24 protein-coding genes are annotated in these 24,869 nt (G+C 41.9%); 13 read left to right on the forward strand and 11 right to left on the reverse strand.

Translation table 11 applies throughout. The annotated features are described in order from the left end of the window. Nucleotides 1–167: 167 nt before the first annotated feature. Together BIZ38_RS19040 and BIZ38_RS19045 are read right to left on the reverse strand one after the other, a co-directional pair. Complete coding sequence (locus tag BIZ38_RS19040) at nucleotides 168–1,193, reverse strand: lytic transglycosylase domain-containing protein (protein WP_187491016.1); 1,026 nt, start codon at nucleotides 1,191–1,193, stop codon at nucleotides 168–170. Continuing rightward, nucleotides 1,186–1,467, reverse strand: coding sequence for a YcgL domain-containing protein (locus tag BIZ38_RS19045; protein WP_054552050.1), 282 nt, complete (start codon nucleotides 1,465–1,467; stop codon nucleotides 1,186–1,188). Before BIZ38_RS19045 ends, BIZ38_RS19040 begins: the two co-directional genes overlap by 8 nt. A 156-nt stretch (nucleotides 1,468–1,623) precedes the next feature. On the opposite strand from BIZ38_RS19045, the gene minC reads away from it, so the two are divergent. Genes minC through minE form a run of 3 tightly spaced genes read left to right on the forward strand, consistent with a single transcriptional unit; the run spans nucleotide 1,624 to nucleotide 3,408 of the window. Further along, nucleotides 1,624–2,328 carry a septum site-determining protein MinC gene (gene minC, locus BIZ38_RS19050; RefSeq protein WP_054552049.1) on the forward strand — a complete coding sequence of 235 codons (705 nt, stop codon included), beginning with the start codon at nucleotides 1,624–1,626 and terminating at the stop codon, nucleotides 2,326–2,328. A 5-nt stretch (nucleotides 2,329–2,333) separates the two neighbouring features. Further along, nucleotides 2,334–3,143, forward strand: coding sequence for a septum site-determining protein MinD (gene minD, locus BIZ38_RS19055; RefSeq protein ID WP_054552048.1), 810 nt, complete (start codon nucleotides 2,334–2,336; stop codon nucleotides 3,141–3,143). 1 nt (nucleotide 3,144) lies between these two features. Then, the gene (gene minE / locus BIZ38_RS19060) at nucleotides 3,145–3,408 is read left to right on the forward strand and encodes a cell division topological specificity factor MinE (protein WP_054552047.1); all 264 of its coding nucleotides are present in this window, start codon (nucleotides 3,145–3,147) and stop codon (nucleotides 3,406–3,408) included. Between the two features lie 38 nt (nucleotides 3,409–3,446). Here minE and BIZ38_RS19065 read toward each other — a convergent pair whose 3' ends face one another. Together BIZ38_RS19065 and BIZ38_RS19070 are read right to left on the reverse strand one after the other, a co-directional pair. Further along, the gene (locus BIZ38_RS19065; protein ID WP_187491017.1) at nucleotides 3,447–3,863 is read right to left on the reverse strand and encodes a GNAT family N-acetyltransferase; all 417 of its coding nucleotides are present in this window, start codon (nucleotides 3,861–3,863) and stop codon (nucleotides 3,447–3,449) included. 73 nt (nucleotides 3,864–3,936) lie between these two features. Next, nucleotides 3,937–6,726: a TonB-dependent receptor gene (locus BIZ38_RS19070; RefSeq protein WP_187491018.1), complete on the reverse strand. Its 2,790-nt coding sequence runs from the start codon at nucleotides 6,724–6,726 to the stop codon at nucleotides 3,937–3,939. 389 nt (nucleotides 6,727–7,115) lie between these two features. Between BIZ38_RS19070 and BIZ38_RS19075 the strand changes: the two genes are divergently transcribed. Both BIZ38_RS19075 and BIZ38_RS19080 read left to right on the forward strand, forming a co-directional pair. Continuing rightward, nucleotides 7,116–7,844, forward strand: coding sequence for a copper homeostasis protein CutC (locus tag BIZ38_RS19075; protein ID WP_187491019.1), 729 nt, complete (start codon nucleotides 7,116–7,118; stop codon nucleotides 7,842–7,844). Between the two features lie 2 nt (nucleotides 7,845–7,846). After that, a complete protein-coding gene (locus BIZ38_RS19080) occupies nucleotides 7,847–8,707 on the forward strand; it encodes a BadF/BadG/BcrA/BcrD ATPase family protein (RefSeq protein ID WP_187491020.1) in 861 nt (286 codons plus the stop codon). Here BIZ38_RS19080 and BIZ38_RS19085 read toward each other — a convergent pair. After that, nucleotides 8,704–9,429: an AraC family transcriptional regulator gene (locus BIZ38_RS19085; RefSeq protein WP_054552042.1), complete on the reverse strand. Its 726-nt coding sequence runs from the start codon at nucleotides 9,427–9,429 to the stop codon at nucleotides 8,704–8,706. The genes BIZ38_RS19080 and BIZ38_RS19085 overlap by 4 nt on opposite strands. Nucleotides 9,430–9,591: 162 nt before the next feature. Here BIZ38_RS19085 and BIZ38_RS19090 point away from each other — a divergent pair, with 162 nt between their 5' ends. The 7 genes from BIZ38_RS19090 (at nucleotide 9,592) to BIZ38_RS19120 (ending at nucleotide 17,121) form a co-directional block, all read left to right on the forward strand. Continuing rightward, on the forward strand, nucleotides 9,592–10,752 hold the full coding sequence (locus BIZ38_RS19090; RefSeq protein ID WP_166340852.1) for a Gfo/Idh/MocA family protein: 1,161 nt from the start codon (nucleotides 9,592–9,594) through the stop codon (nucleotides 10,750–10,752). A gap of 6 nt (nucleotides 10,753–10,758) precedes the next feature. Beyond that, a complete protein-coding gene (locus tag BIZ38_RS19095; RefSeq protein WP_187491021.1) occupies nucleotides 10,759–11,811 on the forward strand; it encodes a sugar phosphate isomerase/epimerase family protein in 1,053 nt (350 codons plus the stop codon). A gap of 33 nt (nucleotides 11,812–11,844) precedes the next feature. Further along, nucleotides 11,845–13,065, forward strand: a complete 1,221-nt coding sequence (locus tag BIZ38_RS19100; protein ID WP_187491022.1) for an MFS transporter — start codon at nucleotides 11,845–11,847, stop codon at nucleotides 13,063–13,065. Between the two features lie 26 nt (nucleotides 13,066–13,091). Then, the gene (locus BIZ38_RS19105; protein WP_054552038.1) at nucleotides 13,092–13,784 is read left to right on the forward strand and encodes a DUF1080 domain-containing protein; all 693 of its coding nucleotides are present in this window, start codon (nucleotides 13,092–13,094) and stop codon (nucleotides 13,782–13,784) included. Nucleotide 13,785: 1 nt separating this feature from the next. Further along, complete coding sequence (locus BIZ38_RS19110; RefSeq protein ID WP_187491023.1) at nucleotides 13,786–15,465, forward strand: GMC family oxidoreductase; 1,680 nt, start codon at nucleotides 13,786–13,788, stop codon at nucleotides 15,463–15,465. 2 nt (nucleotides 15,466–15,467) lie between these two features. After that, nucleotides 15,468–16,223, forward strand: coding sequence for a gluconate 2-dehydrogenase subunit 3 family protein (locus BIZ38_RS19115; RefSeq protein WP_187491024.1), 756 nt, complete (start codon nucleotides 15,468–15,470; stop codon nucleotides 16,221–16,223). Nucleotides 16,224–16,290: 67 nt separating this feature from the next. Then, entirely contained in the window at nucleotides 16,291–17,121 is an 831-nt protein-coding gene (locus BIZ38_RS19120; RefSeq protein WP_187491025.1) for a sugar phosphate isomerase/epimerase family protein, read from the forward strand. Nucleotides 17,122–17,253: 132 nt separating this feature from the next. On the opposite strand, the gene BIZ38_RS19125 is transcribed toward BIZ38_RS19120, so the two are convergent. The 4 genes from BIZ38_RS19125 to BIZ38_RS19140 all read right to left on the reverse strand — a co-directional run bounded on the left by BIZ38_RS19125 (nucleotide 17,254) and on the right by BIZ38_RS19140 (nucleotide 22,270). Further along, nucleotides 17,254–17,571 (reverse strand): hypothetical protein, encoded by a 318-nt coding sequence (locus BIZ38_RS19125; RefSeq protein ID WP_138600778.1) that lies wholly within the window; start codon nucleotides 17,569–17,571, stop codon nucleotides 17,254–17,256. A gap of 889 nt (nucleotides 17,572–18,460) precedes the next feature. Continuing rightward, nucleotides 18,461–19,591, reverse strand: a complete 1,131-nt coding sequence (gene rnd, locus BIZ38_RS19130; RefSeq protein ID WP_187491026.1) for a ribonuclease D — start codon at nucleotides 19,589–19,591, stop codon at nucleotides 18,461–18,463. A 48-nt stretch (nucleotides 19,592–19,639) separates the two neighbouring features. Next, the gene (gene fadD, locus BIZ38_RS19135; protein ID WP_054552030.1) at nucleotides 19,640–21,301 is read right to left on the reverse strand and encodes a long-chain-fatty-acid--CoA ligase FadD; all 1,662 of its coding nucleotides are present in this window, start codon (nucleotides 21,299–21,301) and stop codon (nucleotides 19,640–19,642) included. A gap of 117 nt (nucleotides 21,302–21,418) precedes the next feature. Continuing rightward, complete coding sequence (locus BIZ38_RS19140; RefSeq protein ID WP_187491027.1) at nucleotides 21,419–22,270, reverse strand: alpha/beta fold hydrolase; 852 nt, start codon at nucleotides 22,268–22,270, stop codon at nucleotides 21,419–21,421. 110 nt (nucleotides 22,271–22,380) lie between these two features. Here BIZ38_RS19140 and BIZ38_RS19145 point away from each other — a divergent pair, with 110 nt between their 5' ends. After that, a complete protein-coding gene (locus BIZ38_RS19145) occupies nucleotides 22,381–23,670 on the forward strand; it encodes an alkaline phosphatase (protein WP_187491028.1) in 1,290 nt (429 codons plus the stop codon). A gap of 102 nt (nucleotides 23,671–23,772) precedes the next feature. On the opposite strand, the gene BIZ38_RS19150 is transcribed toward BIZ38_RS19145, so the two are convergent. Next, entirely contained in the window at nucleotides 23,773–24,096 is a 324-nt protein-coding gene (locus tag BIZ38_RS19150; protein ID WP_187491029.1) for a hypothetical protein, read from the reverse strand. Nucleotides 24,097–24,172: 76 nt separating this feature from the next. Then, nucleotides 24,173–24,865: a tRNA (adenosine(37)-N6)-threonylcarbamoyltransferase complex dimerization subunit type 1 TsaB gene (gene tsaB / locus BIZ38_RS19155; RefSeq protein WP_187491030.1), complete on the reverse strand. Its 693-nt coding sequence runs from the start codon at nucleotides 24,863–24,865 to the stop codon at nucleotides 24,173–24,175. Nucleotides 24,866–24,869: the final 4 nt, after the last annotated feature.

Below are 24,869 nucleotides of genomic sequence, written 5' to 3' on the forward strand. Positions count from 1 at the left end.
TCCTCATTATGAGCCCGCATATAAGCACGCAGTCTGACAAAATTAACGAAGGGTATTGTGCAATAGGAGGAGTCCATATAAGGCGTTTTAACGCCGAATAAGTTAGCAAGTTGCTCGGGTAAAACTTGTAGCTTTACCCTTGGTGCTTGCTAACTTTTATTACTCAATTACTTAATCGCTGGGTAACCGATGCGATCTGATAAGTAACCAACACTGGTTGCAAAGTAATACGAGCGATTCCAGTGCATAAGTGCTTTATAGTTATCGTAGGCTAGATACATACGGCCGTTTACGTCATCAGGCATTACCATTGCGGCAGTAACATCAACGTTTGGTAGGTCGCTACCATCCATTTTACGAACACCGATTGCTTGCCAATCAGCAAGGCTGCGCTCTGAATCTTTCCAATACTCTAACCATTGGCTGCGCGTTTTAGTGCCACGCTTAAGAATATTTGCGTTATCAAAGCCTGCTGGTAGTTTAACTTGGCGACCCCAGGTTAAATCATCGTTCCACCCTGCTTGTTTGAGGTAATTTGCAATTGACGCAAATGCGTCTTCTTCTGTTGTCCAAATGTCTTTGCGGCCATCACCATTGTAATCAACAGCGTAGGCGTTAAATGAGGTTGGCATAAACTGAGTTTGCCCCATTGCACCAGCCCATGAGCCTTTGAACTTATCTAGGGTAATGTGACCCTCTTTTAAGATATCAAGCGCTGCCCAAAGTTGGTTTTTATACATGGTTTCGCGGCGACCATCAAAAGCAAGTGTAACTAATGATGCAATGACACTGTGACCACCTTGGATTTTACCAAAGTTACTTTCAAGGCCCCAAAGTGCAACAATAAAACGTGCTTGTACGCCGTATTCTTTGGCTACTTTTTCAAGAACCTCTTGATTTTCTTTGTATAGCTTACGCGCGCGGTCAATTTTCCATTGCGGCACACGTTTTGGTAAATAAGTTTCGAGGGTTTCTTTTACTTCTGGCTGGTTTTTATCAGCTGAGATCACTTTCTTTTTGAATTTAGCTGTTGCAAGTGCTTGATCAACTAAGGCTTCATCATAGCCTTTTTCAAGTGCTTCTTTTTTTAATGCTGCAACGTAAACGTCAAAATCAGCTTGTGTCTTTTGTTCTGCCAATACTGAAGTACTTAGTGAAGCACTGAGTAAAATGACGGCAAGTTTTTTAATCACTCTCAACTCCCTTGTCTTTTTTAAATTGGGTTAACAGATTTTCTTCCGGCGGAGGTAATTGCAAGTAGAACCCTTGGTCAATTAACGCTTGCTTAACCGCGTCTAAGTCTGCCACACCTAACTTTTCACGGCTTGCTAGATTAATCATCATCACGTACTTAGGTTGACCAAACGTTTCTAGTAATGGTTCAGGTACGCGTGAGAAATCATCTCTTTTTTCTACAAAAAGGTATGTATCCGCTTTTTTAATACTTTTATACACCGCAGTTAGCATTATGGCCCTATAATATCTTGCTTAACGAAGGCGCACACTATAACATGAGTGATATAATAAGTTAGAAAAAATAGATTAGATTTTTACTGTATATGCCTTGTTCAGCCTGTGTTTATACTTAAATAATGCTAATCCAGACAATTCAATTGAGCGTGTATGTCGGAACAAATTTTTGAATTAAAAGGGAACCTTTTTACGTTATCTGTTTTACATTTATTTTCAGCAGATACAGCCCTTTTAAGTAAGCAGTTAGATGAGAAAATCGCCCAAGCACCTAAGTTCTTTGCCGGTGCGCCTATCGTAATCAACTTAAGCGACGTACAAGATGAAGCGCTTGATTTCTCTTTCTTAAAATCAATGTTAAGTGGTCTTTCGTTAAACCCAGTTGGGGTTTGTAATGGCTCTCAAGAGCAAAACGAAAGCGCAAAAGCTGCGGGCCTGTCGGTGTTAAATTATTCACAAGACGTTAAGGGTGCAACCGCTAAACAACAAACAAATACATCTATCGTTGAAAAAACCGTTCACCTGCCTGCGCAAGTTATTCATGGCACTGTACGTTCGGGCCAGCAAGTGTATGCAAAAGACCGCGACCTAATCGTAATTGGTGCTGTAAGTCATGGCGCCGAAGTGATTAGCGATGGCAACGTGCACATTTATGGCACCCTTCGCGGCCGTGCAATTGCAGGGGCTAAAGGTTACAACGAAGCAAATATATTTTGCCAAAAATTAGAAGCAGAACTTGTTTCGATTAATGGTAGTTATTGGATCAGCGACTCTCTACAAGGTGAACACTGGGGCAGCGCAGTACAAATCCAACAAAAAAATGATTCATTAGAAATTTCAGCTTTGGTTAAAGGATAAATCTCATGGCAAAAGTGATTGTCGTTACTTCTGGTAAAGGTGGTGTTGGTAAAACCACATCGAGTGCTGCGATTGGCACAGGTTTAGCGCTTAAAGGCTTTAAAACCGTTATTATCGACTTTGATATTGGTCTACGTAATCTTGACCTTATCATGGGTTGTGAACGCCGTGTTGTTTATGATTTCGTAAACGTAATCAATGGCGAAGCTAACCTAAATCAAGCACTTATTAAAGATAAGCGCGTTGATAAGCTACATATTTTACCTGCCTCACAAACCCGTGATAAAGACGCCCTAACCCGTGACGGTGTTGAGCGCGTACTAAACGAGCTGAAAAAAGATTTTGATTACATTGTGTGTGATTCTCCAGCGGGTATCGAAGCTGGTGCAATGATGGCAATGTACTTCGCTGATGAAGCGATTGTAACAACGAACCCAGAAGTATCATCAGTACGTGACTCTGACCGTATTCTTGGCATTTTACACAGCAAATCAAAACGTGCTGAAGAAGGCCTTGAAAGCGTAAAAGAACATCTACTATTAACTCGCTATAATCCTGAGCGTGTTGAAAAAGGCGAAATGCTTTCGGTAGAAGACGTACAAGAAATCTTAGCGATTAAACTACTGGGCGTTATTCCTGAATCACAAGCTGTACTTAGTGCATCGAACTCTGGTCAACCGGTTATCCTTGATGGTGAATCGGATGCAGGCCAAGCATACACAGATGCAATCAATCGTTTATTAGGCGAAACTGTTGATTTTCGTTTCTTAGACGTAGAGAAAAAAGGCTTATTTAAACGGATTTTTGGAGGTTAATGTGTCTTTACTTGACTACTTCCGCTCAGAAAAGAAAAGCAGTGCGTCATTAGCAAAAGAGCGATTGCAGATCATTGTCGCGCACGAACGTTCACAGCGTGGTACACCAGATTATTTACCACAGCTAAAACAAGATATCCTTGATGTTATTCGTAAATATGTGAATGTAAACACTGATGCAGTTCAGGTGCAGTTTGACCAAAACGAAGATGACTTAGCAGTACTTGAGCTAAACGTCACCTTACCTGACGAAGAAAAGAAATAGTCAAAATTGGGCGCTTAGTTTTTTAACAGCGCCCTTTTTTATTTCTGCCACTGTATATGAAACTCATAGTCGTCTTCGCCTAGAGTTTTAAACCCTGCCCGTTGATATAATCCATACGCTGGATTCGCTTTTAGCACCGTTAAATTAATCTCTGCTGTTTGTGCTTTAAGTGCATCTAACACCTTAGTGCCTAACCCTTTGCCCTGCTCTTTAGGTGCAATTTGAAGCTGTAATAAACTGATTGCTTGGTCACTCACAATGAATTTGGCTGCGCCTACACATTGCCCATCATTTAACACTAAATGACTGTGCTCAAAATGCTCTGCCACTCTTGCTTGATGTTGCTCAAGTGATAAAAATAACCCTTGATTCTCTAAGTGCTCAACCATGGTATTTAATCTTAAGTCGAGTAAATAGGCTTTGTCTTGCTCTGTAGCTGTTACAAATTCAATCATTATTGTCTTAAAAAAGAAAAAGGTACTTTAATAAAAGTACCTTTTTAGGTTGCAACAAACAACATCTCTTGGGTTAGAAATTATAATTTGCGCCTAAGTAAAAACGGCGGCCCGAATATTGGTTATAGGTAAAGCGATTGCTTTGTTTCCAGTATCCTTCTTCTATTTCTTCAGTTAGGTTTACCACTGACGCGGTAAACGAAAGATCCTCTGTTAGGTTATACGAGGCATTCACATCTAGCTGACCATAGTCTTTGGTATACAAGTTGTAGCCTTGGTGAATACCGTTAGCACGGTCATCTTTCCAGTTATATGACGCTCGAACACTAAAGTCGTCATTCTCAAAGTACACCGACACATTATATTGGTGCTTAGCGGTGCCCGGTATTTCGGCCTCTGTTTTTTGTCCGTCTGTCGAGACTTCGCTAGTGCTGGTATCTGTGTAGGTATAGTTAGTTAAAATACCAAAACCATTATCGAACGAATGCTGGAAGAACAGCTCTAAACCTTCTGACTTTGCATCACCCCCACCCACTTTGGTGTTCATTTCGACCTCAATTGGGCCGTTACAACAATCGTGTTCACGCTCTACAATTTCTACCGTCGAGATTGGTAGGTTAGAAATATCTTTAGAGAATAACGTAGCACCCAATGCAGAACCATCGCCGTAATACCATTCAATACCTAAATCAAATTGGTCAGATAACATAGGTTCAAGGCCTGTGTTTACCGAGGTACCATTACCACGGCCTGTCCATGAATCTGGCGAGTTAATATTAACTGGAGGACCGTAAGACTCTGCTTGGCTTAAGTCTGAATAGCTCACTCTGGCCATAGTGCGTGCTGCGGCAAAGCGCACCACAAGATCTTCGGTTGCATCCCATGCAAGGTTAAAGCTTGGTAGTACTTCACTGCCATCGCTACTACGCTCGTTTGGATCCGTGTCGTCATCGTCTTGACCTATAACATCATCGTAGGTCAAGGTGCTTAGTTCAGTATTAACATAGCGCACACCAACATTACCGCGGAAATCTTGCCACTCAAAATCAGCTTGTGTATAAACAGACCAAATTTTTTCTTCTAAAGCATAAGTACCCGAAAGCGTTGGCACCACTGTCTGGCTAAAGTTTTCTTTTAAGTAATCATCCAGCGCTCTAAAATCAAACGCTAAAAAGTTAAATGCGCCAGTATCACCTGCACTGTTATCAACCACATGGTCGCTTACCAATGTTGGCGCATCTGGGTGAAAATCTGGATTATGGAACCACTCAGTGCCTGGCAAGTAACCGCGGTAACCGCCGTTATCAGAGATGCCGTCATCCCAACGAAAGTCGTTACGAATACCTTTAATTTCGTGGTCGCGGTATTTAGCACCTACATAGACACGGGTAAAAAAGTTGCCATCGAGGTCAAATTTTACATCTGTTTGAATGTAATCTTCTGAGTCTTCATTTTCAGATGAGTAAGAGTCAAACCAATCATAATACTGGTATGCTTCTTTATCGGTGGCTAAATCAGTCGACACTTCGTAGCTTGGTTTACCGTTTTCAATTGACCATAACCAGCTGTTTACTGAGCCTAAACGCGCATCAATATTGGCGTAGGTTTCTTTTGAGGTGCCGCCTTCAGCTTCAGTATGACCCAGCTTTACTGTAATGCTGTACGTATCGCCAAAATAAGTACCTTCAAAATCATAGGTGTTTGATTTTGACTCGCCAAAACGCTCACGCCCTGTTAACTGCGGTGATAACAAGCCACGGCGAACAGCCACACCACCATTTACATCGGCATCACCCCAGTTATTATCATTAAGTAACCCATTATCGCCATTACCGTAGGCAACCACGGTATCGCCATCAAGCACAATGCCGTAATACGGGTTGTGGTTATCGTTCCACTCGGCAAAAGTAATGCTTTGCCCTGTTTGGTCGTAGCCTAACTTGGCACCAAAATAGTTAAAGTTTAAATCAAGTCTGTCACTCGGTGCCCACTGCACAGCGACTTGATACCCATCGCGTGTACGGTCTTGGTTTGAGTTATTAACACTCATCGCACGAGGTGCCCATACATTGTTGTACACTTCGCCAGTGGCTTGGTCTACCAGCGCAGGACGCTCTGCACCTTCAACGGTATCTGAGTGAAAACGCCAGTGTGATGCGTTGTTAGTGATGGTTGTTACGGTGCGATCTTGACGAGTAAAACCGGCCAATACACCAAAGTTTTCGTCGTCATTTTTCCATGAATACAGCACGTTAACTTGCGGCTTAGTGTCTTCAGACACATCATCGTAAGTCACCTCGGCACTTAACGCCCCTGAATTTGCTTCCATCTCAAGCGGTTTACGGGTGTGTAAAATAACCGTACCACCAATGCCGCCTTCATCGATGCGTGCTTCAGCACTTTTGTACACTTCTACACTTTTGATCATGCTTGAAGGCAATAACGTGTAATTAAAACTACGGGTAGGAGTACCAGAACCTGATGAAGCAATATAGTTACCGTTTAATTGGGTGAGAGTCCAATCCGGTGACGTACCACGAATACTCACGCGGCTACCTTCGCCACCGTCGCGGTCAATCAAAACGCCAGATACACGTTGCAATGAATCAGCGACGTTTTTATCAGGAAACTTACCAATATCCTCCGCGGTGATTGCATCAACGGTAGCCGTTGAAAGTCGTTTTATTGCTAAGTTTTCTGCGGTTGAAGAACGAATACCTCGTACTTCAATCACTTCTACATCTTCATTTGCTTGCTCTGCTGCATAGCTTGTATTAATTGCCGCCAGTAGCGAAATTAAAATTGCATTACGCTTAAAATGCCTTCCTTGCCCTTTTGTTTTTATTACAGTTTGCTTGCCCATGCCTATCTCCAGTTGTGTGTTCTGCAAGCTTTATGAGGTCTATACATCTCATAAAACATCTTATTGTTGTCGGTTTTTAAACTGATTATCGGTAGTTAACAGCTTGTTAAACTCAAACTCAGAATAGGGTGAGCGGTCAAAAAGTGATAATAAAAATTCGGTGAGAGATATGACAAAATCGGCGTTTGGAATATTTTATATTCATTTTTATAATTTCTGCTTTATAGTTAGGCCTGTCGTTGCAGAGCTAGTTCACTCATCAACACAGACTTAGTTAAAATAGTAACCAATTGATAGTAAACACCAAATTATTTTTCATTACAATTTTAAGTTTACGTTAAATTAATTAACTAATGAGTAGGTGTAATAGATATGGTAAAAACACGTCCATGAACAATGGTAAATTTCTTGAAGTATGCCTAAACGAAGGGTGCTTAAAGCTGCTTGCTAACAACATTTCGCTGGCTAGTAACTTAGGCGCAAAACGCTTTGAATTATGCAGTAATTTACACCTAGGAGGCTTAACACCAAGTGTTAATGCGATTGACTGTGCTGTTAAAAACCTGACTAATAGTGCAGAGTTAGTGGTGATGATACGCCCCGAAGCAGGCAACTTTTTAGTTAGTGCTGAGTGTCACCAAGTTATGCAAAAACAAATAACAATGGCAGCGAACACGGGAGCGCATGGCGTGGTATTTGGTGCAGTTAAAAACGACGAACTTGATTTAAAAGTGACCCGCTCTTTAGTTGCCACAGCCAAACAGCATGGCCTGATGGTGACCTTTCACCGTGCATTCGATACCCTTACAAACCCGTTAAGCGCACTTGAGAAACTGATTAGCTTAGGAGTTGACCGCATCTTAACAGCAGGCACGCCATGGCAAAGCGTTCAAAGTGCTGTAGATGGTCTAAATCAGCTCAACACATACTTAGTGCACAGCGCTAATCAGATAGAAATTGTTATGGGTGGTGGCGTTACTTTAGAAAACGCGGCAACACTTTGGCAATTAATAAAAAACCATTCAGCAAAAGCGGCTGTGCATGTACACTCATGCGTTCACAACGAAAATGGGGCAATTAATGCTGAGGCTATCAATAAGCTACTTTCAAAGGATTAAACATGGCAACGTATTTTTTAGGTATTGATGGCGGTGGCAGTAAGTGTAAAGTTCGTTTAGAAAACGAAAACGGCTCATTGCTGAGTGAAGCCATAAGTGGTTCAGCAAATGTGGCCACCAGCTGCCAACAAAGCCAAGAGTCAATACTGCACGCCACTGAACTTGCATTTCATGACGCTGAGCTTGCCTTAAGCGAGCTGAAAAATACCTATGTGCATGCAGGGCTTGCCGGAGCTAATATCGACTCAGCTTACCAAGCCATGACCAAATGGCAGCACCCTTTTGCCAAGTTTACCCTGTCAACAGATATGCTGATTGCCTGTAAAGGCGCACATCAACACCATGATGGCGCAGTGATTATTCTGGGCACGGGCTTTTGTGCGGGTTACCAGCAGCAAAACCAATTTAGCGAATTAGGTGGTTACGGGTTATTACTGAGCGATGGTGCCAGTGGGGGTTGGTTAGGCTTACAACTTTGCCGTAAAGCATTTGCAGTACTTGATGGTGTTGCGCAAAGTTCTGCAGCAATAGATACCCTACTCACCCAGCTTAACTGCGACTCAAGCCAAGCGTTAAGTCAGCGTTTAATATCAGCGCGCCCTGCAGAGCTTGCCAAATTTGCGCCCCTAGTTTTTAGCCATTCTGACGATGCTTTTTGTCAGCAATTAATCAATGAAGCGTGCGCATACATTAGCCGCTATATCGCTTACTTTGAAAAACAAGGTATTGAAAATGTCACCTTGATGGGTGGCATTACCAATGCTATCACGCCTTACTTAACTGATGCCAGTAAAGCGCATTTAACTCCCGCCCTTAAAAGTGCAGAGCAAGGGGCTATTTTAATGGCAAGATCTGCAATTTAATCACCTAATTGCGAGCGCATTTGTGAGGGAATTTCACCAAACAAACGCCGAAATTGTTTGCTGAAGTAACTTGGCTCAGAAAACCCGCACTGGTAGGCCACTTGTGAAATGGGCAGTTGCGTTTCAATTAGCAGCTTACGGGCATTTTCAAGACGCACTTCGTTAATAAATTGATTAGGTGTTTTCGCTAAGTGCTTTTTAAAGCGGCGCTCTAAAGCACTTACCGACAAGTGTGCAAGCTCTGCTAATTCATCAATGCTGATCTGACGATGATAATGCTCGCGAATAAATTTTACCGGCTCTTCAATTGCCCTTACATGAGAAAGCGCTTTTGAGGTTTTTTGTAGATGTCGGGTCACTCCATAAGTGCCTATCACATTGCCATCGTGATCTTTTAAAGCATGCTTTGATGTAGAAAACCAACCAAGCTCACCTTGTTGGGTTTGGTTAAGCTCTAAACGGTCAGTCACTATATAGCCTTCCATCACTCGTTTATCGTCATTGACGTATTGAAACGCGAGGTGCTTTGGCGAAAAATCGAAGTCTGTTTTTAGCAATATTTGCTCCAGTGTTTTATAACCCTGATGCTCAATAAAATGCTGATTACAATGCAAGATTCTACTATCTGTGTCTTTTACCCAAAAGAGGATGTCTGGCAGTAAATCAAATGCAGCAATTAGCTGATTTACGCCAGCTTTTTTTATTATTTCTTGAATATCCATCGCTTAATTTTGTCTCAATAAAGAACAGCCCTATATATTTTAAACGCCGATTTTGTTGCATTGTCAACCGAATTTTTATTAACGCTTATTGGTTAAGCTTTCCTATTATCAATAACATGATATTAACAGTAGCAAACGCTATTTAAATTAGGAGCGCTTAAGATGAGCAAAGCTAAGATCCGCATGGCAATGGTAGGCGGTGGCGATGGTGCCTTCATTGGCGCTATTCATCGAATTGCAGCGCGATTAGACGGAATGATTGAGCTTGTTGCAGGCGCATTCAGTTCAGACGCAAACAAATGTAAAACAACTGGCGAATTACTTGGGCTTGATAGCAGCCGCTGCTACGACAGTTACCAAACGCTATTTACCGAAGAAGCAAAATTACCTGCTGATGAGCGTATTGATTTTGTGGCTATTGTTACGCCAAACCACTTACATTTTCCGGTCGCGAAAATGGCGCTTGAACATGGTTTTCATGTGCTCTCAGATAAACCTGCAACGCTTACTCTCGCAGAAGCAGAGCAATTACAAAGCATTATTGCAAAACAGCAGGTTTTATATGGCTTAACCCACACTTACACCGGTTACCCTATGGTCAAAGAAGCCAAGCATCGCGTAAAAGCAGGCGAGCTCGGCAGCATACGTAAAGTCATTGTTGAGTACACTCAAGGCTGGTTAGCGCACAGCGAAGACGAAGGTTCAAAGCAAGCAAGCTGGCGTTTAGACACCAGTAAGTCTGGCATTAGTTGTTGTATGGGCGACATTGGCGTGCATGCAGCTAACTTAGCCGAGTATGTTTCTGATCTCGAAATCACCGAGCTTTGCGCCGATTTAAATCATGTGGTTGAAGGCCGAGCCCTTGATGATGATGGCACTGTGCTTCTTAGATTCAATAATGGTTGTAAAGGCGTTTTACTGGCAAGCCAAATTGCTATTGGCGATGAGAACAACTTACGCCTGCGTGTTTATGGCGATAAAGCCAGTCTTGAATGGTCGCAACTTGAGCCAAATAGCTTATGGCTACGAGGCCACAATCAAGCCGCAACATTACTTAGAGCTGGCGTGGGTGAATTACACCCTGACACGCAAAATGCCCTGCGCGCCCCTGCCGGCCACCCAGAAGGTTACCTTGAAGCATTTGCCAATATTTACCGCAATTTTGCAGCGCAGATCCACGCATTTAAGCAAGGCGATAACGCAACAAATTCAGCATTTGATGTACCAGGCATCAATGAGGCTGTGCGTGGCATGGCGTTTATTGAGCATGTTGTTGCTTCATCGAAGCAAGATACTAAATGGCACAAATTACAGATTGGATAAAAAAGAATGAATAAAATCAAAGGGCCAGCAATATTTTTGGCGCAGTTTATTTCAGATCAAGCCCCTTTCAATAGCTTTCGTGGTTTATGTGAGTGGGTAAGTGGTTTAGGTTACAAAGCGATTCAAGTGCCAACCTCAAACCCGACTATTTTTGATTTAGAAAAAGCAGCTCAAAGCCAGCATTACTGCGATGAAGTCACTGGTATTGCCACAGAGTATGGACTTACAATTTCAGAGTTATCAACACATTTGCAAGGCCAGTTAATTGCTGTTCACCCTGCCTACGATGAAATGTTCGATAACTTTGCAGCAGAGCATGTAAAAGGTAACCCTGCAGCGCGAACAAAGTGGGCAACAGAGCAACTGATGCTAGCAGCGAAAGCGAGTAACAAGCTTGGCTTAACAACCCATGCGACATTCTCGGGGTCTTTTTTATGGCATACCTTTTACCCGTGGCCACAGCGTCCACAAGGACTTGTCGAACAAGGCTTTAGTGAACTTGCTAAGCGTTGGTTACCTATTTTAGATTGCTTTGACGAGCATGGCGTGGACGTGTGTTATGAATTACATCCGGGTGAAGACCTGCATGATGGTGTGACATTTGAGCGCTTTTTAGCAGCAACCAATAATCACCCACGCGTTAATATTCTATATGATCCTAGCCATTTTGTATTGCAACAGCTCGACTATTTAGCGTTTATCGATATTTATCATTCGCGCATTAAGGCGTTTCATGTCAAAGATGCCGAATTTATCGCAAATGGCCGTTCAGGTGTTTATGGCGGATTTCAAAACTGGCAAGACCGCCCGGGGCGTTTTCGTTCTTTAGGTGATGGCCAAGTAGATTTTAAGCAAATCTTCAGCAAGTTAACTCAATATGGTTTTGATGGTTGGGCTGTACTTGAATGGGAATGCTGCTTAAAGCACCCAGAAGATGGGGCAAGAGAAGGCGCTGAGTTTATTAAAGCACACTTAATAAACCCAACAGACAAAGCCTTTGACGATTTTGCCAGTGGCGCAACAAACACTGAGCGGAATAATCGAATTTTAGGTTTATAAACCGACAACAATAGAACACACAGGACACACAATATGGACAACAATAATTATAACCGCATTGTCTTTCGGCTTTGCTGTATAGCACTGATTGTGACCTCTATGACCTTTGCCATTCGTGCTGGTATTTTGGGTCAACTTGGCAGTGAGTTTGGCTTAACCGACACCGAATTAGGTTGGGTTAATGCCATGGCATTTTTAGGCTTTCCGGTTGCGACTATGGTCGGCGGTATTATTTATAATGCCATTGGCGCTAAGAAATTAGTGGCGTTAGCCTTTATCTGTCATTTACTTGGCCTTGTTTTGACCATAACAGCTGATGGTTTTTGGGGCTTACTGATTTCTACCTTTTTAATTGGTTTTGCCAACGGCGCTGTTGAAGCTGGCTGTAACCCGCTGATTGCAGAAATGTACCCTAAAAACACCACCACTATGCTAAACCGTTTTCATGTTTGGTTCCCAGGTGGCATTGTGATTGGCGCACTTGCGTCGAACTTTATGTCGGGAGCGGGTTTAAACTGGCAATGGCAAGTAGCGTTAATTTTAGTTCCTACGGTTATCTATGGCGCTATGCTGATCAAAGCACAATTCCCACGCTTTGATACACGCTCTCACTCTACCAGCAGCAATATTCGCCACTTATTTACGCCGTTATACATCTTTTTAATTGCTTGTATGACGTTTACCGCAACCACTGAATTTGGCACACAACAATGGATTGAGCGTATTTTAGGTTCATCGGGTGCCTCTCCTATGGTGGTATTAGCCTTGATCACTGGCCTAATGGCGGTTGGTCGCTTCTTTGCAGGCCCTATAGTGCATAAGCTCAACCCTACCGGTGTATTACTTGGCTCTGCCATTTGTGCAAGCTTAGGTATCTTTATGATGAGCCAAGCCGAGGGCAGCATGATTTATTTAGCAGCGATATTATTTGCTCTTGGGGTTACCTACTTTTGGCCGACCATGCTTGGCTGCGTTGCTGAATACATTCCAAAGTCAGGGGCGCTGGGTATGTCGTTAATGGGCGGTGCAGGCATGTTTGCTATGAGCATCTGGAACCCTGTAATTGGTAGCTGGATAGATACGGCACGCTCATCGGCACAGGCAAGTGGCGCAAGCGCTGAACAAATTGAAATTTTAGCCGGACAGGCTGTATTACAAAACCTACTGATCTTCCCAATTATTTTAATCGTCGCATTCATTGGGTTGCATTTGGTAATTAATAACAACAAACGCACCGAAAAATGTGCGTCTTAAGCAAGTAAATCGTCGAGGAACACACAATGTTTAAATCTCTTAAAGCACTGACTTTAATGCTCACCGTTAGTAGCTGTGCACTCGCTAATGCGGCTGACAATCAGCTTACACAACAAGAAAAGCAAGCTGGCTGGCAGTTGTTGTTTGACGGCAAAGATATGTCGCAATGGCGTAATTTTAAAAGCGAATCTTTAAATCCTGCATGGGTCGTTGAAGATGGCGCTATGACATTAACCAAAGGTGGTGGCGACCTGCTTACTAAAAAGCAGTACCAAAACTTTGAATTACAGATCGATTGGAAAATCTCTACCAAAGGCAATAGCGGTATTTTTGTATTAGCAGATGAAACCGGACAGATGATTTACTCTCATGCGCCTGAAATTCAAATTATCGATAACGAAGAACACCCAGATACCGAAATTGACTCGCACTTAGCGGGGTCAATTTACGATTTATTTGCAGCCCCAGTTGCGGCTCACAAACCAGCAAATAGCTGGAACCATGTACGCATTAAAATGCAAGACAACCACTTACAAGTTTGGCAAAACGGTATTAGCACCACCAGCATTGTAATTGGTAGCACAACATGGAACACCCTTGTAAAAGGCAGTAAGTTTGCAACTTGGAAAAACTTTGCAACGGCTGAACAAGGTCATATCGGGCTTCAAGACCATGGTGACAAAGTGTGGTTTAAAAATATAAAAATCAAGGAGCTATAAGATGTCTGATTTTAAACATAAGGTATTAGTTGTTGGCTCGGGTGCTGGCGGTGCAATGGCCGCTTATACGCTAACCAAACTTGGCCACAAAGTATTATTACTTGAAGCGGGCCGTAATTATGACCCGAAAACAGAAAGCCCGATGTTTCGTCGTAACAGTGAGGCTCCACTTATGGGGGCAGGTAACAAAGACAAAAACTTTGGCTTTTACGATGCAACCGTTGATGGCGGCTGGCAAGTGCCTGATGAGCCATACACCAGCGCTAAAGGAAGCGACTTCTATTGGTGGCGCGCACGTATGTTAGGTGGTCGAACAAATCACTGGGGCCGCTATTCATTACGCTTTAGTGAGCACGATTTTAAAGGCAAAAGCCGAGATGGTCACGGTGCCGACTGGCCATTTGAGTACGCTGATTTAGCACCTTGGTACGATAAAACTGAAGAACTTGTGGGTGTATGTGGCACCAATACAGGCCATGAAGATATGCCAGATTCGTCACCGGGTATTTTACAGCCGCCACCAAAGCCGCGTGTTCCTGAGCTTTTAATTGCCGCTTCGGCAAAGAAAATGGGCATTCAAGCAGTGCCTATGCATCGCGCGGTATTAACTCGCCCTAAAGATGATCGCATGGCGTGTTTTTATGCAACACCTTGTGGCTCTGGTTGTTCAATTGGTGCTGCTTTTCAAACTACGACATCGCTATTACCTATGGCAAAAGCCACTGGTAACTTAAAAGTCATTACCGATGCCATGGTTAAATCAGTCAAAGTTGATGAGCAAGGTAAAGTCACTGGCGTCACCTATGTTGATAAACACACTGTAACCGAACATGCTATTGATGCCGATGTGGTTATCTTAGCCGCCAGCGCCTGTGAATCAGCGCGTATTTTATTAAATTCAAAGAATAAAAAGCACCCTAAAGGCCTTGCCAATTCAAGTGGTCAAGTAGGTCGAAACTTGATGGATTCGACGGGTGCATGGTTAGGTGCGCAAATTCCAGCACTTAAAGGTCGCCCACGTTATAACGAAGATGGACATACCGCTAATCACTTATTTATTCCTTGGTGGGGCCATCAAGCACAAGCTAACAATGAATTAGACTTCCCACGTGGTTATCACTTTGAAATTGGCAGTGGCTTTGGCCAGCCGGGTTCGGGTGTGTCAGGTGATAAACAAGGCTATGGCCCAGCTCTTAAACAGCAAGTTCGTGATGCATATGGCTCTTACGTTGGCTTTGCTCTGCGTGGCGAGATGTTACCGAACAAAGATACCTACATGGAAATTGACGAAAACGTTAAAGACAAATGGGGTATTCCGGTATCAAAGTTCCACTTTAAGTGGTCTGACAGAGAATTAAAGCAAATCGAACATGGTTTAAAAACCGCGAAGCAAATCCTCGAAAACATGGGTGCGACTGTTGGCGAACTCCCGCCTGCTGAAAAAGCAATTTCAAAAGGTGGCGAAATCATTCACGAAGTGGGCACCACACGAATGGGCAGCTCAAAGAAAGACTCAGTCACCAATCAATGGGGCCAAACATGGGATTGTAATAACCTATTTGTAATGGATGCGGGGGTATTTGCTTCAAACCCTCATAAAAATTGTACGCTCACCATCATGACACTGGCAATGCGTAATTCAACTTGGCTTGCTCAACAAATTGATAACGGGGTACTTTAATTATGCATCATCGTAACGAACACGACTCATATAACTATGTTTCTAACATGAGCCGCCGTGAGTCTTTAAAATGGCTTGGTCTATTAGCTGCGGGCTCGGCGGTTAGTTTAACTGCAGGTTGCACAAAAGCACTTGAAGATGACGTTGCTGTCTCTGCAAAAGAGCATTGGCCTGATTTAGATATCAAGCCTGTAACCGCTAAAGGCTATGGTCAAGATCCTAATTTGGTTATGCCACCAGAATCACCTTGGCCACTGACCTTAACATCAGACGAACTCACGTTAGTAGCGGTTTTAGCTGATTACATTGTGCCGCGCGAAGGTGCTATTCCTTCAGCCAGTGAGCTACAAGTACCGGCTGTTATTAATGAGTGGGTGAGCGCGCCTTATGAAGGTCAACAACGCGATAGAATTAAAATTTTAAATTCATTAGCGTGGCTTAACGATGAAGCACAGCTTCGTTTTAAAAAGCAATTTGTTGCACTTAACGAAAAGCAACATCGCGCGATTTTAGATGATATTGCGTTTTTAAACGAGCAAACACCTGCTCAATTTCAACGTATTGGTAAAGCTTTTTTACGCTTTAAAGAGTTAGTGCTTGCTGCCTTTTTCTGTACACCTGAAGGCTGTAAAGACATAGGTTACCTTGGTAATGTGCCTATTGCAGGCGATTATCCTGGCCCTTCTGATGAAGCAAAAGCCCATTTAGATCAGGTTTTAGCTGAGCTTGGTTTAAGCGAGTACGCCTATATCGATTAACTTTCCCCCTTGTGTTATTTGTAACACTGTGCAGGGGGGCAGCCCCCTGCTTTTTTAGGATTGAAGTATGTTTAAAACCCGCATTTTATTGCTCATTATTAGCCTTGTATTTAGTGGTCAATTATTCGCAAAACTGCCCGTGAGTGTGCAGCTATGGTCAGTCAAAGACACCTTAAAAAATGACTTTCATGGTACGCTTAAGTCTCTTGCCGAAATGGGGTTTGCCGGTGTGGAGTTTGCCGGAGACTTTGGCCCATACTCACATAACCCAGCAGCCTTAAAAGCAAAGCTCAGTGAATTAGGCTTAGTTGCCAGTAGCGCCCATATCGGCTTTGATGCACTCAGTGAAAACACAATTGATAGCACCCTGCTGTTTTACAAGACCCTTGGCGTTACTACACTATATGTACCTTGGGATGAAAGAGCATGGCACCCTGAGGGAGTTAAGTCTCTGGTTAAAGAGCTTACTAAAGTCAGTGATTATGCGACCCGCTTTGATATGAAGATCGGTTTTCACAATCATAATAAAGAGTTTAATGCATTTAATAACGCAACGTTTTGGGATTACATTGCCAGTAATACCCCCAAGACCATGCCATTGCAGTTAGATATTGGCTGGGTCAATTACGCTGCTAAAGATCCAATCTACTTTATTAAAAAGTACCCTAACCGCACGCTTGCTACGCACATTAAAGTACGTACGATTGAGGGGAGCAACTTGAGCCCTATTATCGGCGAAAACGACATTGATTGGCCTGCCATCATCGATACTTTAGAGTCGCACGGCAACACCAAATGGTTAGTGCTTGAACAAGAAGAATACCCAAGCGGGTTAACCCCACTGCAAAGCGTTGCTAAATCAAAACAAAATTTAGATAAGATTTTACTTGGTTTGTAGGGTTATTTTAGGAATGAGCTCGCTTTAAACACGTGAGCTCATGGCTTGGCTTTAATATAAATAGTCGTTCACTCACAGCTCTATATTAGGGTTCATCTTGCCAGGAGCTATTGCCTATAGAACGCTAGTTTGTTATGGATCAATAAGCTTTATGTACACAACTTGCCTAGGTTCTCCAACCTTAGTGCAATCTTCATCAATTTGATCAGCTAAAGCATCACCGTAGTTATCACGAATATATGACAATACTTCTGATCGACTAAATGTTGAAGAACCTTTTGACTCACCATAGTACACCTTTCCATAATCAAAATTTACTGCACCATGTTCTTGTAAAAGGGGTTTAATTTGATCTTTAAGTAATTTCTCTTGATAAAGTAGAGCCTTGATTTGACGCTTGATTCCAATTAAATCCTGAGCGAATTGCTCTATTTTATTATCGTTTTCCATAACCTAACCTTTTTATTTTTTAACACTGAAGTTTGAATGATTGTTAGCTTGGCGCGATTACTGAATATATTATTTGTAGCAGAGTCATTAACTAATTTCTAGCCAAAAGAAGTTTACCAAGCGAACATCTAAAATTCAGATAATTACGAACAATTTGATAAATAAAATAAAAAATAAGCAGTATACTTTGATTAAAATTAGATAGATAACGTTCTTTTTTTTGCTAACCAAAAATAGACTCCCATAAAGTTTTTCTATTTTAAATAGTCATTTCAATTCAAAAAGATAAACAAGCATTACAATACAAAATTAATAATAAAATATTAAGTACAGCGTTTACTTTCATTTTTTCGGCAGATTGTTTTATCTAAGTTGCGAAGTATTATATTAAAAAAGCCTCTCAAGGACTGAGAATGAAAGTATTGAATTTAAGAAAGACTTCTGAAAAAAGCATATGGTTGATGTTAGCTACCCTTGAGGCTGTTTTTGTATACCTTTTAAAAACCCTTTCACAGAAGCACTTTTTATATGAGCCGCTTCTTATACTATTCATGTTAATTTCGTTAGTTCTAACATTATTAATACTTAGTAGTAAAAGTGAACTCACAATCTGTCGCCACGGAGTATTTTATAGCTCGCCTTTTGGCAACGCGCATATAGAAGCAACTAAAACGAAGTTGATTAAACAATATTCTAAGTTTGGGTTTAATTGTGTAATTATTATAGGTGAAAAGTTTTTTATTTTTGCCCCTTTTTATAGTTTAACGTCTAGACAACTACAAAGATTAAAACGGTATGATTATAACTTGCTGCATTGGTTACAGGTAACTCATAAACGCAGCAAGTTTCAGGGCCTATAATGATAAGTAAATAGCAATAAAGGGCTTTATTAGTTTTGCCACTCTTTAAGTACGTCTTTCACATACTCATAGCGCCATGAGTTGAATAGATCTGGCTTTGATGCTGCTTTACGTTCATCGGCATCGAGCTTCCAATTCCAGCTGATCAGCTGGTTAATCTGTTTTTTAGAGGCCAATACATCTTCAGGAATGCCCCGCTCTTTTGCAGCTTTAGTGATTTTTTGTTTAATATCTTTCGCGGCTTTTTTATATGCCGGAAAATCAATTAATCGTTTTAATTGTGCAGGTTGTTCGCTTGCAGGAACGGCTTTACCACGTTCAATACATTTTAAAATTTCAACGCCCGAACGGTTAACTTCCATTGGCTCAACACCTGGCACTCTGCGTAACGCATTTAAACTTGCAGGCTTGCGCTTAGCAATTTCAACCATGTTGTGCTCTTTAACCACAAAGTTAAGCGCGAGGTTTTTGCGCTCAGCCTTTTCACGGCGCCATGCAGCAAGCTCGCGTAATACCGCTAAGTCGTGCGGTCGTAATTGCCATGCATTTTTAATGTCTTTGTAGAGCTGCTCTGCGGGCGTTTGGTAAGCACGTTTTTGCGCGACTAACTCGCTTTCGCTGATAACAATGTCAAAAAAGCCAGCTTCATCAATTTGTTTTTTAATAATTTCAAAACAAGGCAATAAGTGATACGTATCGGCAGCGGCATAATCTAGCTGCTTTTCAGTGAGCGGGCGCTGTAACCAATTAGTACGCGATTCACTTTTATCAATTTCGATATCAAGTAACTCTTTAACCATGTGCGCAAAGCCCATGCAGTTACCATGGCCTAGTATTTGTAGTGCAAACTGGGTATCAAACAGTGGTGTTGGTACAAATCCAGCGTATTTTTGAAACACTTCAATATCTTCTGACGGTGAATGTAGTACCTTTAACACCTCAGGGTTTTTAAGTACTTGCCAAAAATCAAAAAGCGACAGCTCAGCCAGAGGGTCGATTAACGCTAAGTGCTCACCATCGTATACTTGAATAAGTGCAACTTCAGGGTAAAGCGTACGACGACGCATAAACTCGGTATCAATTGCCAGAACCGGTTTACCTGTAATTTTTTCTACAAAATCATTTAATTGATTTTGCGTTTCGATCAGTTGATATTGCACTTATACCCCTTTCTTTACCATAAAAAAGCCGGCTAATGCCGGCTTTAATTATTTTTCTTCGTCCTTTAAGGCTCTTCTTAGAATCTTACCAACGTTTGTTTTTGGTAGTTCATCTCTAAACTCAACGAGTTTAGGCACCTTATAGTTCGTTAAATTATCACGACAGTGCTTTATTATATCTTTTTCAGTTAAAGATTGATCTTTTTTCACAACAAAAACTTTAACTTGTTCGCCACTGACCTCGTGAGGAATACCGATAGCTGCTACTTCAAGCACGCCATCGTGCATAGCGACGACTTCTTCGATCTCATTTGGGAACACGTTGAAACCAGATACGATAATCATGTCTTTCTTACGATCAACAATGTAGAAGAAGCCTTCATCATCGTAAGTAGCAATGTCACCTGTTGCAAACCAGCCATCTTTTAAGCATTCTGCTGTTGCATCTGGGCGGTTATAATAACCTTGCATAACTTGTGGGCCTTTAACCCAAAGCTCGCCCGGCTCACCTTTCGCAGCTTCTTCACCATTTTCAAGCATAAGCTTAATATCAGTGCTAGGAGCAGGTAAACCGATTGAACCGTTATAACCTTCAAGGTCGTAAGGGCTAACAGTTACAAGTGGCGCACATTCAGTTAAGCCATAACCTTCCATTAATTTGGTCTTCGTTACAGCTTGCCATTTTTCAGCAACTGGACGCTGTACCGCCATACCACCACCAAGTGACATTTTTAAGCTTGAGAAATCAAGTTCAGCAAAACCTGGGGTATTTAGTAAACCGTTAAATAGCGTATTTACACCCGTTACCGCTGTAAATTTGTGCTGTGCTAGCTCTTTAACAAAGCCCGGCATATCACGAGGGTTTGTGATAAGTACGTTTAAACCACCGTATTTCATAAATGTTAGGCAGTTCGCTGTCAGTGCAAAGATGTGATAAAGCGGCAGTGCTGTGATAACCACTTCTTTTCCGCGCTCTAATACTTTGTCTAGACAACCTGATACTTGCTCAAGGTTACCAACCATGTTGCCATGCGATAGCATTGCGCCTTTAGATACACCCGTTGTACCGCCTGTGTATTGCAAAAATGCTAAGTCGTTTAAATCAACTTCAGGTTTTTTGTAACCCGCTTCATCACCAGCAAGCGCATCTGCAAATTTGATCACATTTGGCAATGAGTAGCTAGGCACCATTTTCTTAACGTGCTTCACCACAAAATTAACGATGTGCTTTTTAAGGCCGCCGACCATGTCACCCACTTGAGTAACCACGATGTGCTTGACGTTAGTTTTTGGTAATGCTTTCTCTAGAGTATCGGCAAAGTTTGCAAGAATAAAAATTGCTGAAGACTCTGAGTCATTTAACTGATGCTCTAATTCACGCACGGTATAAAGTGGGTTTACATTCACCACTACACAGCCTGCACGAAGAATACCTAAGATAGTCACAGGCGTTTGTAGTAAGTTCGGCATCATAACCGCTACTTTATCGCCTTTTTTAAGACCAAGATCATTTTGAATGTACGACGCAACACGTTTTGTAGCACTGTCTAACTCACGATAGGTCAACTCTTTACCCATGTTGGTAAAAGCTGGAAGGTCACTAAAGTCAGCAAAACTTTTTTCAAACAAGTCGAGTAGCGAGTGATAATGCTCAGGGTCGATTGTTTCAGGCATACCTTCTGGGTAGCGTTTAAGCCAGATTTTTTCCACTCTTAGCTCCTGTTTATAATTATATTTTTTAATAACCTTAAGCTAACTAAGGCCGTTTCTCAATGGAGTAAATACTCTAATGGTGCAGATAATCCCACATTTGGTGCAATTATACAATTAACTTGCTTTATACTGCCCAATAAATGCATGAACGTGTTCTAAGGTTAATGCAGGAAATTGCATATGGCAATGGTGACCACCAGGTATCTTATGAATTTTTAACTCTTTGTAATATTTACCATATACTTCTAAGTTTTGCTTTACAAAAGGAAACCCCTCATCGCCTAAAATAAGCTGACATGGCGCGTTAATTTGTTTAATGGTTGCAATACATTGTGCTTCATCAAAGCGAAATCCTGAGTGATTTTTAAGCTTTGGATCGGTTGTTAAGTACCACTTACCTGCTTTTTCGTAGCTATTTCGTGTCATTAATAACTCAGCTTGTGGGTATTCAAGGTCACCACTTGCAAGCCTTGCACTAATAATGTGCGCTTTTGAGTCAAATGCGCGAGGGCCTTTGCTGTTTACCCGCGCTCTATTTAATATTGCTTTACGAAGTTGGCCGCTCACTTCATTGCTGTTGGTTGTAACGCAGCCAATTCCCTCAATAAAGTTTACCGATGCTACCTTTTCAGGGAAGCAGCTCGCAAAAACGCCAGCCACCATGGCGCCCATAGAATGGCCAACTAAATGCACTTTCGTTACATCAAGCGACTCAATAAACTTATAGACGTCATCAATGTAGTCAATAAAGTAATAATGGGCGTCACTACTTCGCCAATCAGATAAACCATGGCCAGGAAAATCAAGGCAATACCAACGCTGATTTAGCTGCGCATTTTGTAACATAGGTATGTAACTATGTGCGTTATCAAGCCAACCATGTAAGGCAATCACAACCTCTTCGCCATGACCAAAGGTTAGGCCATGCATTGCCTGAGTGCCAGTTTGAAAAGAAAAAGGTTGCACAATTGCTCCTATTTATTAAGCGTTTCAACTTAAAGGCGTTTATTTATCGTCTGGCTAGTATACAATAATCCTCGCAGTATAAATAAGGGCACAATAATAAGGTTACATCAATGAAATTAAAATTAAGTCTTTTAGCATTATTATGCTCAGCAGGCTCAGTAATGGCTGAATCAGCACCAAAAAACATCATTTATATGATTGGTGATGGTATGGGCCCGGCGTACACAACTGCATATCGTTACTTTAAAGATGATCCAAATACTAAAGTTGTTGACCCAACTGTTTTCGATACTATTTTGCGTGGTATGGCACATACCTACCCTGACGATCATACCTATGTAACAGATAGCGCTGCAGGTGCAACAGCGCTAAGCAGTGGTCATAAAAGTTATAATGGCGCAATTGCCGTTGATACTGATAAAAAACCTGTAAAAACTATGCTTGAAGTTGCCAAAGAGCGCGGTATGACAACAGCACTCGTAGCTACTTCGCAAATCAACCACGCTACACCAGCAAGCTTTGCTTCACATAACGAATCACGCCGTAACTACGACGAGATTGCTAACGACTATATCGATAACAAAATCGCGGGTAAATTACCGGTTGATTTAATGTTAGGTGGCGGCACGAAATATTACGTTCGAGAAGACCGTAATCTAGTGGAAGAATTCAAAGCAGCTGGCTATCAGTACAGCGATGACTTTACAGCTATGAATGACTTAAAACAGGTTCCTGCACTTGGTTTATTCGCTGAAGTAGGTTTACCGTTTGCCCTTGACGAAAATCCAACACGCCTTACGCAAATGACGACTAAAGCGCTTGATTTACTTGATGGTCAAAACGACAAAGGTTTCTTTGTGATGATCGAAGGTAGCCAAATTGACTGGTGTGGTCATGCAAACGACATTGCATGTGCAATGGGCGAAATGGACGACTTTGCTAAATCGATTGAGCAAGCAAAAGCGTATGTAGATAAAAACCCAGATACCCTACTTGTTATCACTGCCGATCACTCAACAGGTGGCTTAACACTGGGCGCGCATGGTCAATATAAGTGGGAAACTGACGTTGTTAAAGGTGTTAAAGCAACTGCCGGCACTATCACAAAAGATCTACTTGAAAACGATGACTTAAAAGCAGTATGGCAAAAGTATTCTGATATCGAATTTACTGATGCAAACAGCATCAAGCTAAGCGAAGCTAAGAAAATGGGCGATAAAGCACTGCTACTTGCTGTAAAAGATATCATCAATCATGCCAGCTTCACGGGGTGGACTACTGGTGGCCACACCGCTATTGATGTACAAGTATTTGCCTATGGTAAACGTGCAGAAGATTTCTACGGTTCGCAAAACAATACTGCGATTGCCGACAAGCTGATAGATTTTATTAAGCAGTAATTTTATTGCTTAGAAATACTGTTCAATCATAAAAAAGCCTAAACATTTTGTTTAGGCTTTTTTGTGAATTCAGTTTTAGCTTTTATTAATCATACCAGTTAGCTATGCATATACATCAACGCCAATAAGGTTTTGCACTTCGGCGCGGCGCTCTAAGTTAGCAAATTCCGTATAGGTTGAAATCGCGCGACTGGTTTTTGGGTTGCTTGGTTTATCATAAATTGTTTGCTGATAGCTTTGCGACCCAGCTTTAAATTCATCGGCAATAGCAACAGCTTGAGGACTTGATTTAACATACTCTGTTGACGATTTTTGCTCAGCCGTTTGGTCTGATATCGCTTTAGGCTTATCAGTAATGGTATTTTTACGGCTATATTGACCGGGAATGTCACCGGTATAAAAGCCTGAGCCAATAGGTAAAGTCAAACTCGTAATTCCACATCAAACATGACTAAATTATGTGCCATAACTGACGGGCACGCAAGTCCCGTTATTCTTTCAGTTACTCTCGGCCTGGTAGCTTTTTCCAAGTCACTGTATCACGCACATATTTAGGCTGCGCATTGGCTGCAGTCACTGTATCACCGTGAGCATAAGCAGTTGCAATCGAGGCCAGCATGTACTTTGCATCAGGCAGTAAAATGGCTTCATTTAAACTTACATTTGCAAGTTCTGTAACTAGTGCAGGATAAGTCTGCCAACCTGTACCCACCGCTGTTGCAGCCATTTCAGGTAGCGTTAGCAACTCAGGTTTAATGACTTGCTCTTCATCAACAAGCGTCATCAGGCCATTATTATCAGCTTTATAATGAGCGTAATAAATCTCACCCATACGTGCATCAATAGCAGAAAACACATCGCTGGCTTGGTCTTGCTCAAACGCTTGTTGTGCCATCATCTGCAATGTTGATACGCCAACCAAAGGTAAGCGTGCGGCATAAGCTAAACCTTGTGCAATCGCAACACTGATACGCACGCCCGTAAAGCTACCCGGTCCTTGACCAAAACCAATCACATCTAAGTCGGTTAGTTTACATTGCGCCTTTACGAGTAACTCATCAATTAAAGGCAAAATCTTTTGGCTGTGCTGCTGTGGGCACTCTTCAAAATGATGAAATGTTTGCCCTTGATAATGTAGCACCAGCGATAAAGCTTCAGTTGATGCATCTAAGGCAAGAATATTGTGTTTAATCATCTAA

It is taken from the genome of Pseudoalteromonas sp. BZK2, assembly GCF_014349195.1.
Lineage (GTDB): Bacteria > Pseudomonadota > Gammaproteobacteria > Enterobacterales > Alteromonadaceae > Pseudoalteromonas > Pseudoalteromonas simplex.

Excerpts from the sequence above, each read along its gene's own strand:
- BIZ38_RS19045 (WP_054552050.1), bottom strand. The coding sequence starts at position 1,467 with ATGCTAACTGCGGTGTATAAAAGTATTAAAAAAGCGGATACATACCTT.
- minC (WP_054552049.1), top strand. The coding sequence starts at position 1,624 with ATGTCGGAACAAATTTTTGAATTAAAAGGGAACCTTTTTACGTTATCT.
- minD (WP_054552048.1), top strand. The coding sequence starts at position 2,334 with ATGGCAAAAGTGATTGTCGTTACTTCTGGTAAAGGTGGTGTTGGTAAA.
- BIZ38_RS19065 (WP_187491017.1), bottom strand. The coding sequence starts at position 3,863 with ATGATTGAATTTGTAACAGCTACAGAGCAAGACAAAGCCTATTTACTC.
- BIZ38_RS19070 (WP_187491018.1), bottom strand. The coding sequence starts at position 6,726 with ATGGGCAAGCAAACTGTAATAAAAACAAAAGGGCAAGGAAGGCATTTT.
- BIZ38_RS19075 (WP_187491019.1), top strand. The coding sequence starts at position 7,116 with ATGAACAATGGTAAATTTCTTGAAGTATGCCTAAACGAAGGGTGCTTA.
- BIZ38_RS19080 (WP_187491020.1), top strand. The coding sequence starts at position 7,847 with ATGGCAACGTATTTTTTAGGTATTGATGGCGGTGGCAGTAAGTGTAAA.
- BIZ38_RS19085 (WP_054552042.1), bottom strand. The coding sequence starts at position 9,429 with ATGGATATTCAAGAAATAATAAAAAAAGCTGGCGTAAATCAGCTAATT.
- BIZ38_RS19090 (WP_166340852.1), top strand. The coding sequence starts at position 9,592 with ATGAGCAAAGCTAAGATCCGCATGGCAATGGTAGGCGGTGGCGATGGT.
- BIZ38_RS19095 (WP_187491021.1), top strand. The coding sequence starts at position 10,759 with ATGAATAAAATCAAAGGGCCAGCAATATTTTTGGCGCAGTTTATTTCA.
- BIZ38_RS19100 (WP_187491022.1), top strand. The coding sequence starts at position 11,845 with ATGGACAACAATAATTATAACCGCATTGTCTTTCGGCTTTGCTGTATA.
- BIZ38_RS19105 (WP_054552038.1), top strand. The coding sequence starts at position 13,092 with ATGTTTAAATCTCTTAAAGCACTGACTTTAATGCTCACCGTTAGTAGC.
- BIZ38_RS19110 (WP_187491023.1), top strand. The coding sequence starts at position 13,786 with ATGTCTGATTTTAAACATAAGGTATTAGTTGTTGGCTCGGGTGCTGGC.
- BIZ38_RS19115 (WP_187491024.1), top strand. The coding sequence starts at position 15,468 with ATGCATCATCGTAACGAACACGACTCATATAACTATGTTTCTAACATG.
- BIZ38_RS19120 (WP_187491025.1), top strand. The coding sequence starts at position 16,291 with ATGTTTAAAACCCGCATTTTATTGCTCATTATTAGCCTTGTATTTAGT.
- BIZ38_RS19125 (WP_138600778.1), bottom strand. The coding sequence starts at position 17,571 with ATGGAAAACGATAATAAAATAGAGCAATTCGCTCAGGATTTAATTGGA.
- BIZ38_RS19145 (WP_187491028.1), top strand. The coding sequence starts at position 22,381 with ATGAAATTAAAATTAAGTCTTTTAGCATTATTATGCTCAGCAGGCTCA.
- tsaB (WP_187491030.1), bottom strand. The coding sequence starts at position 24,865 with ATGATTAAACACAATATTCTTGCCTTAGATGCATCAACTGAAGCTTTA.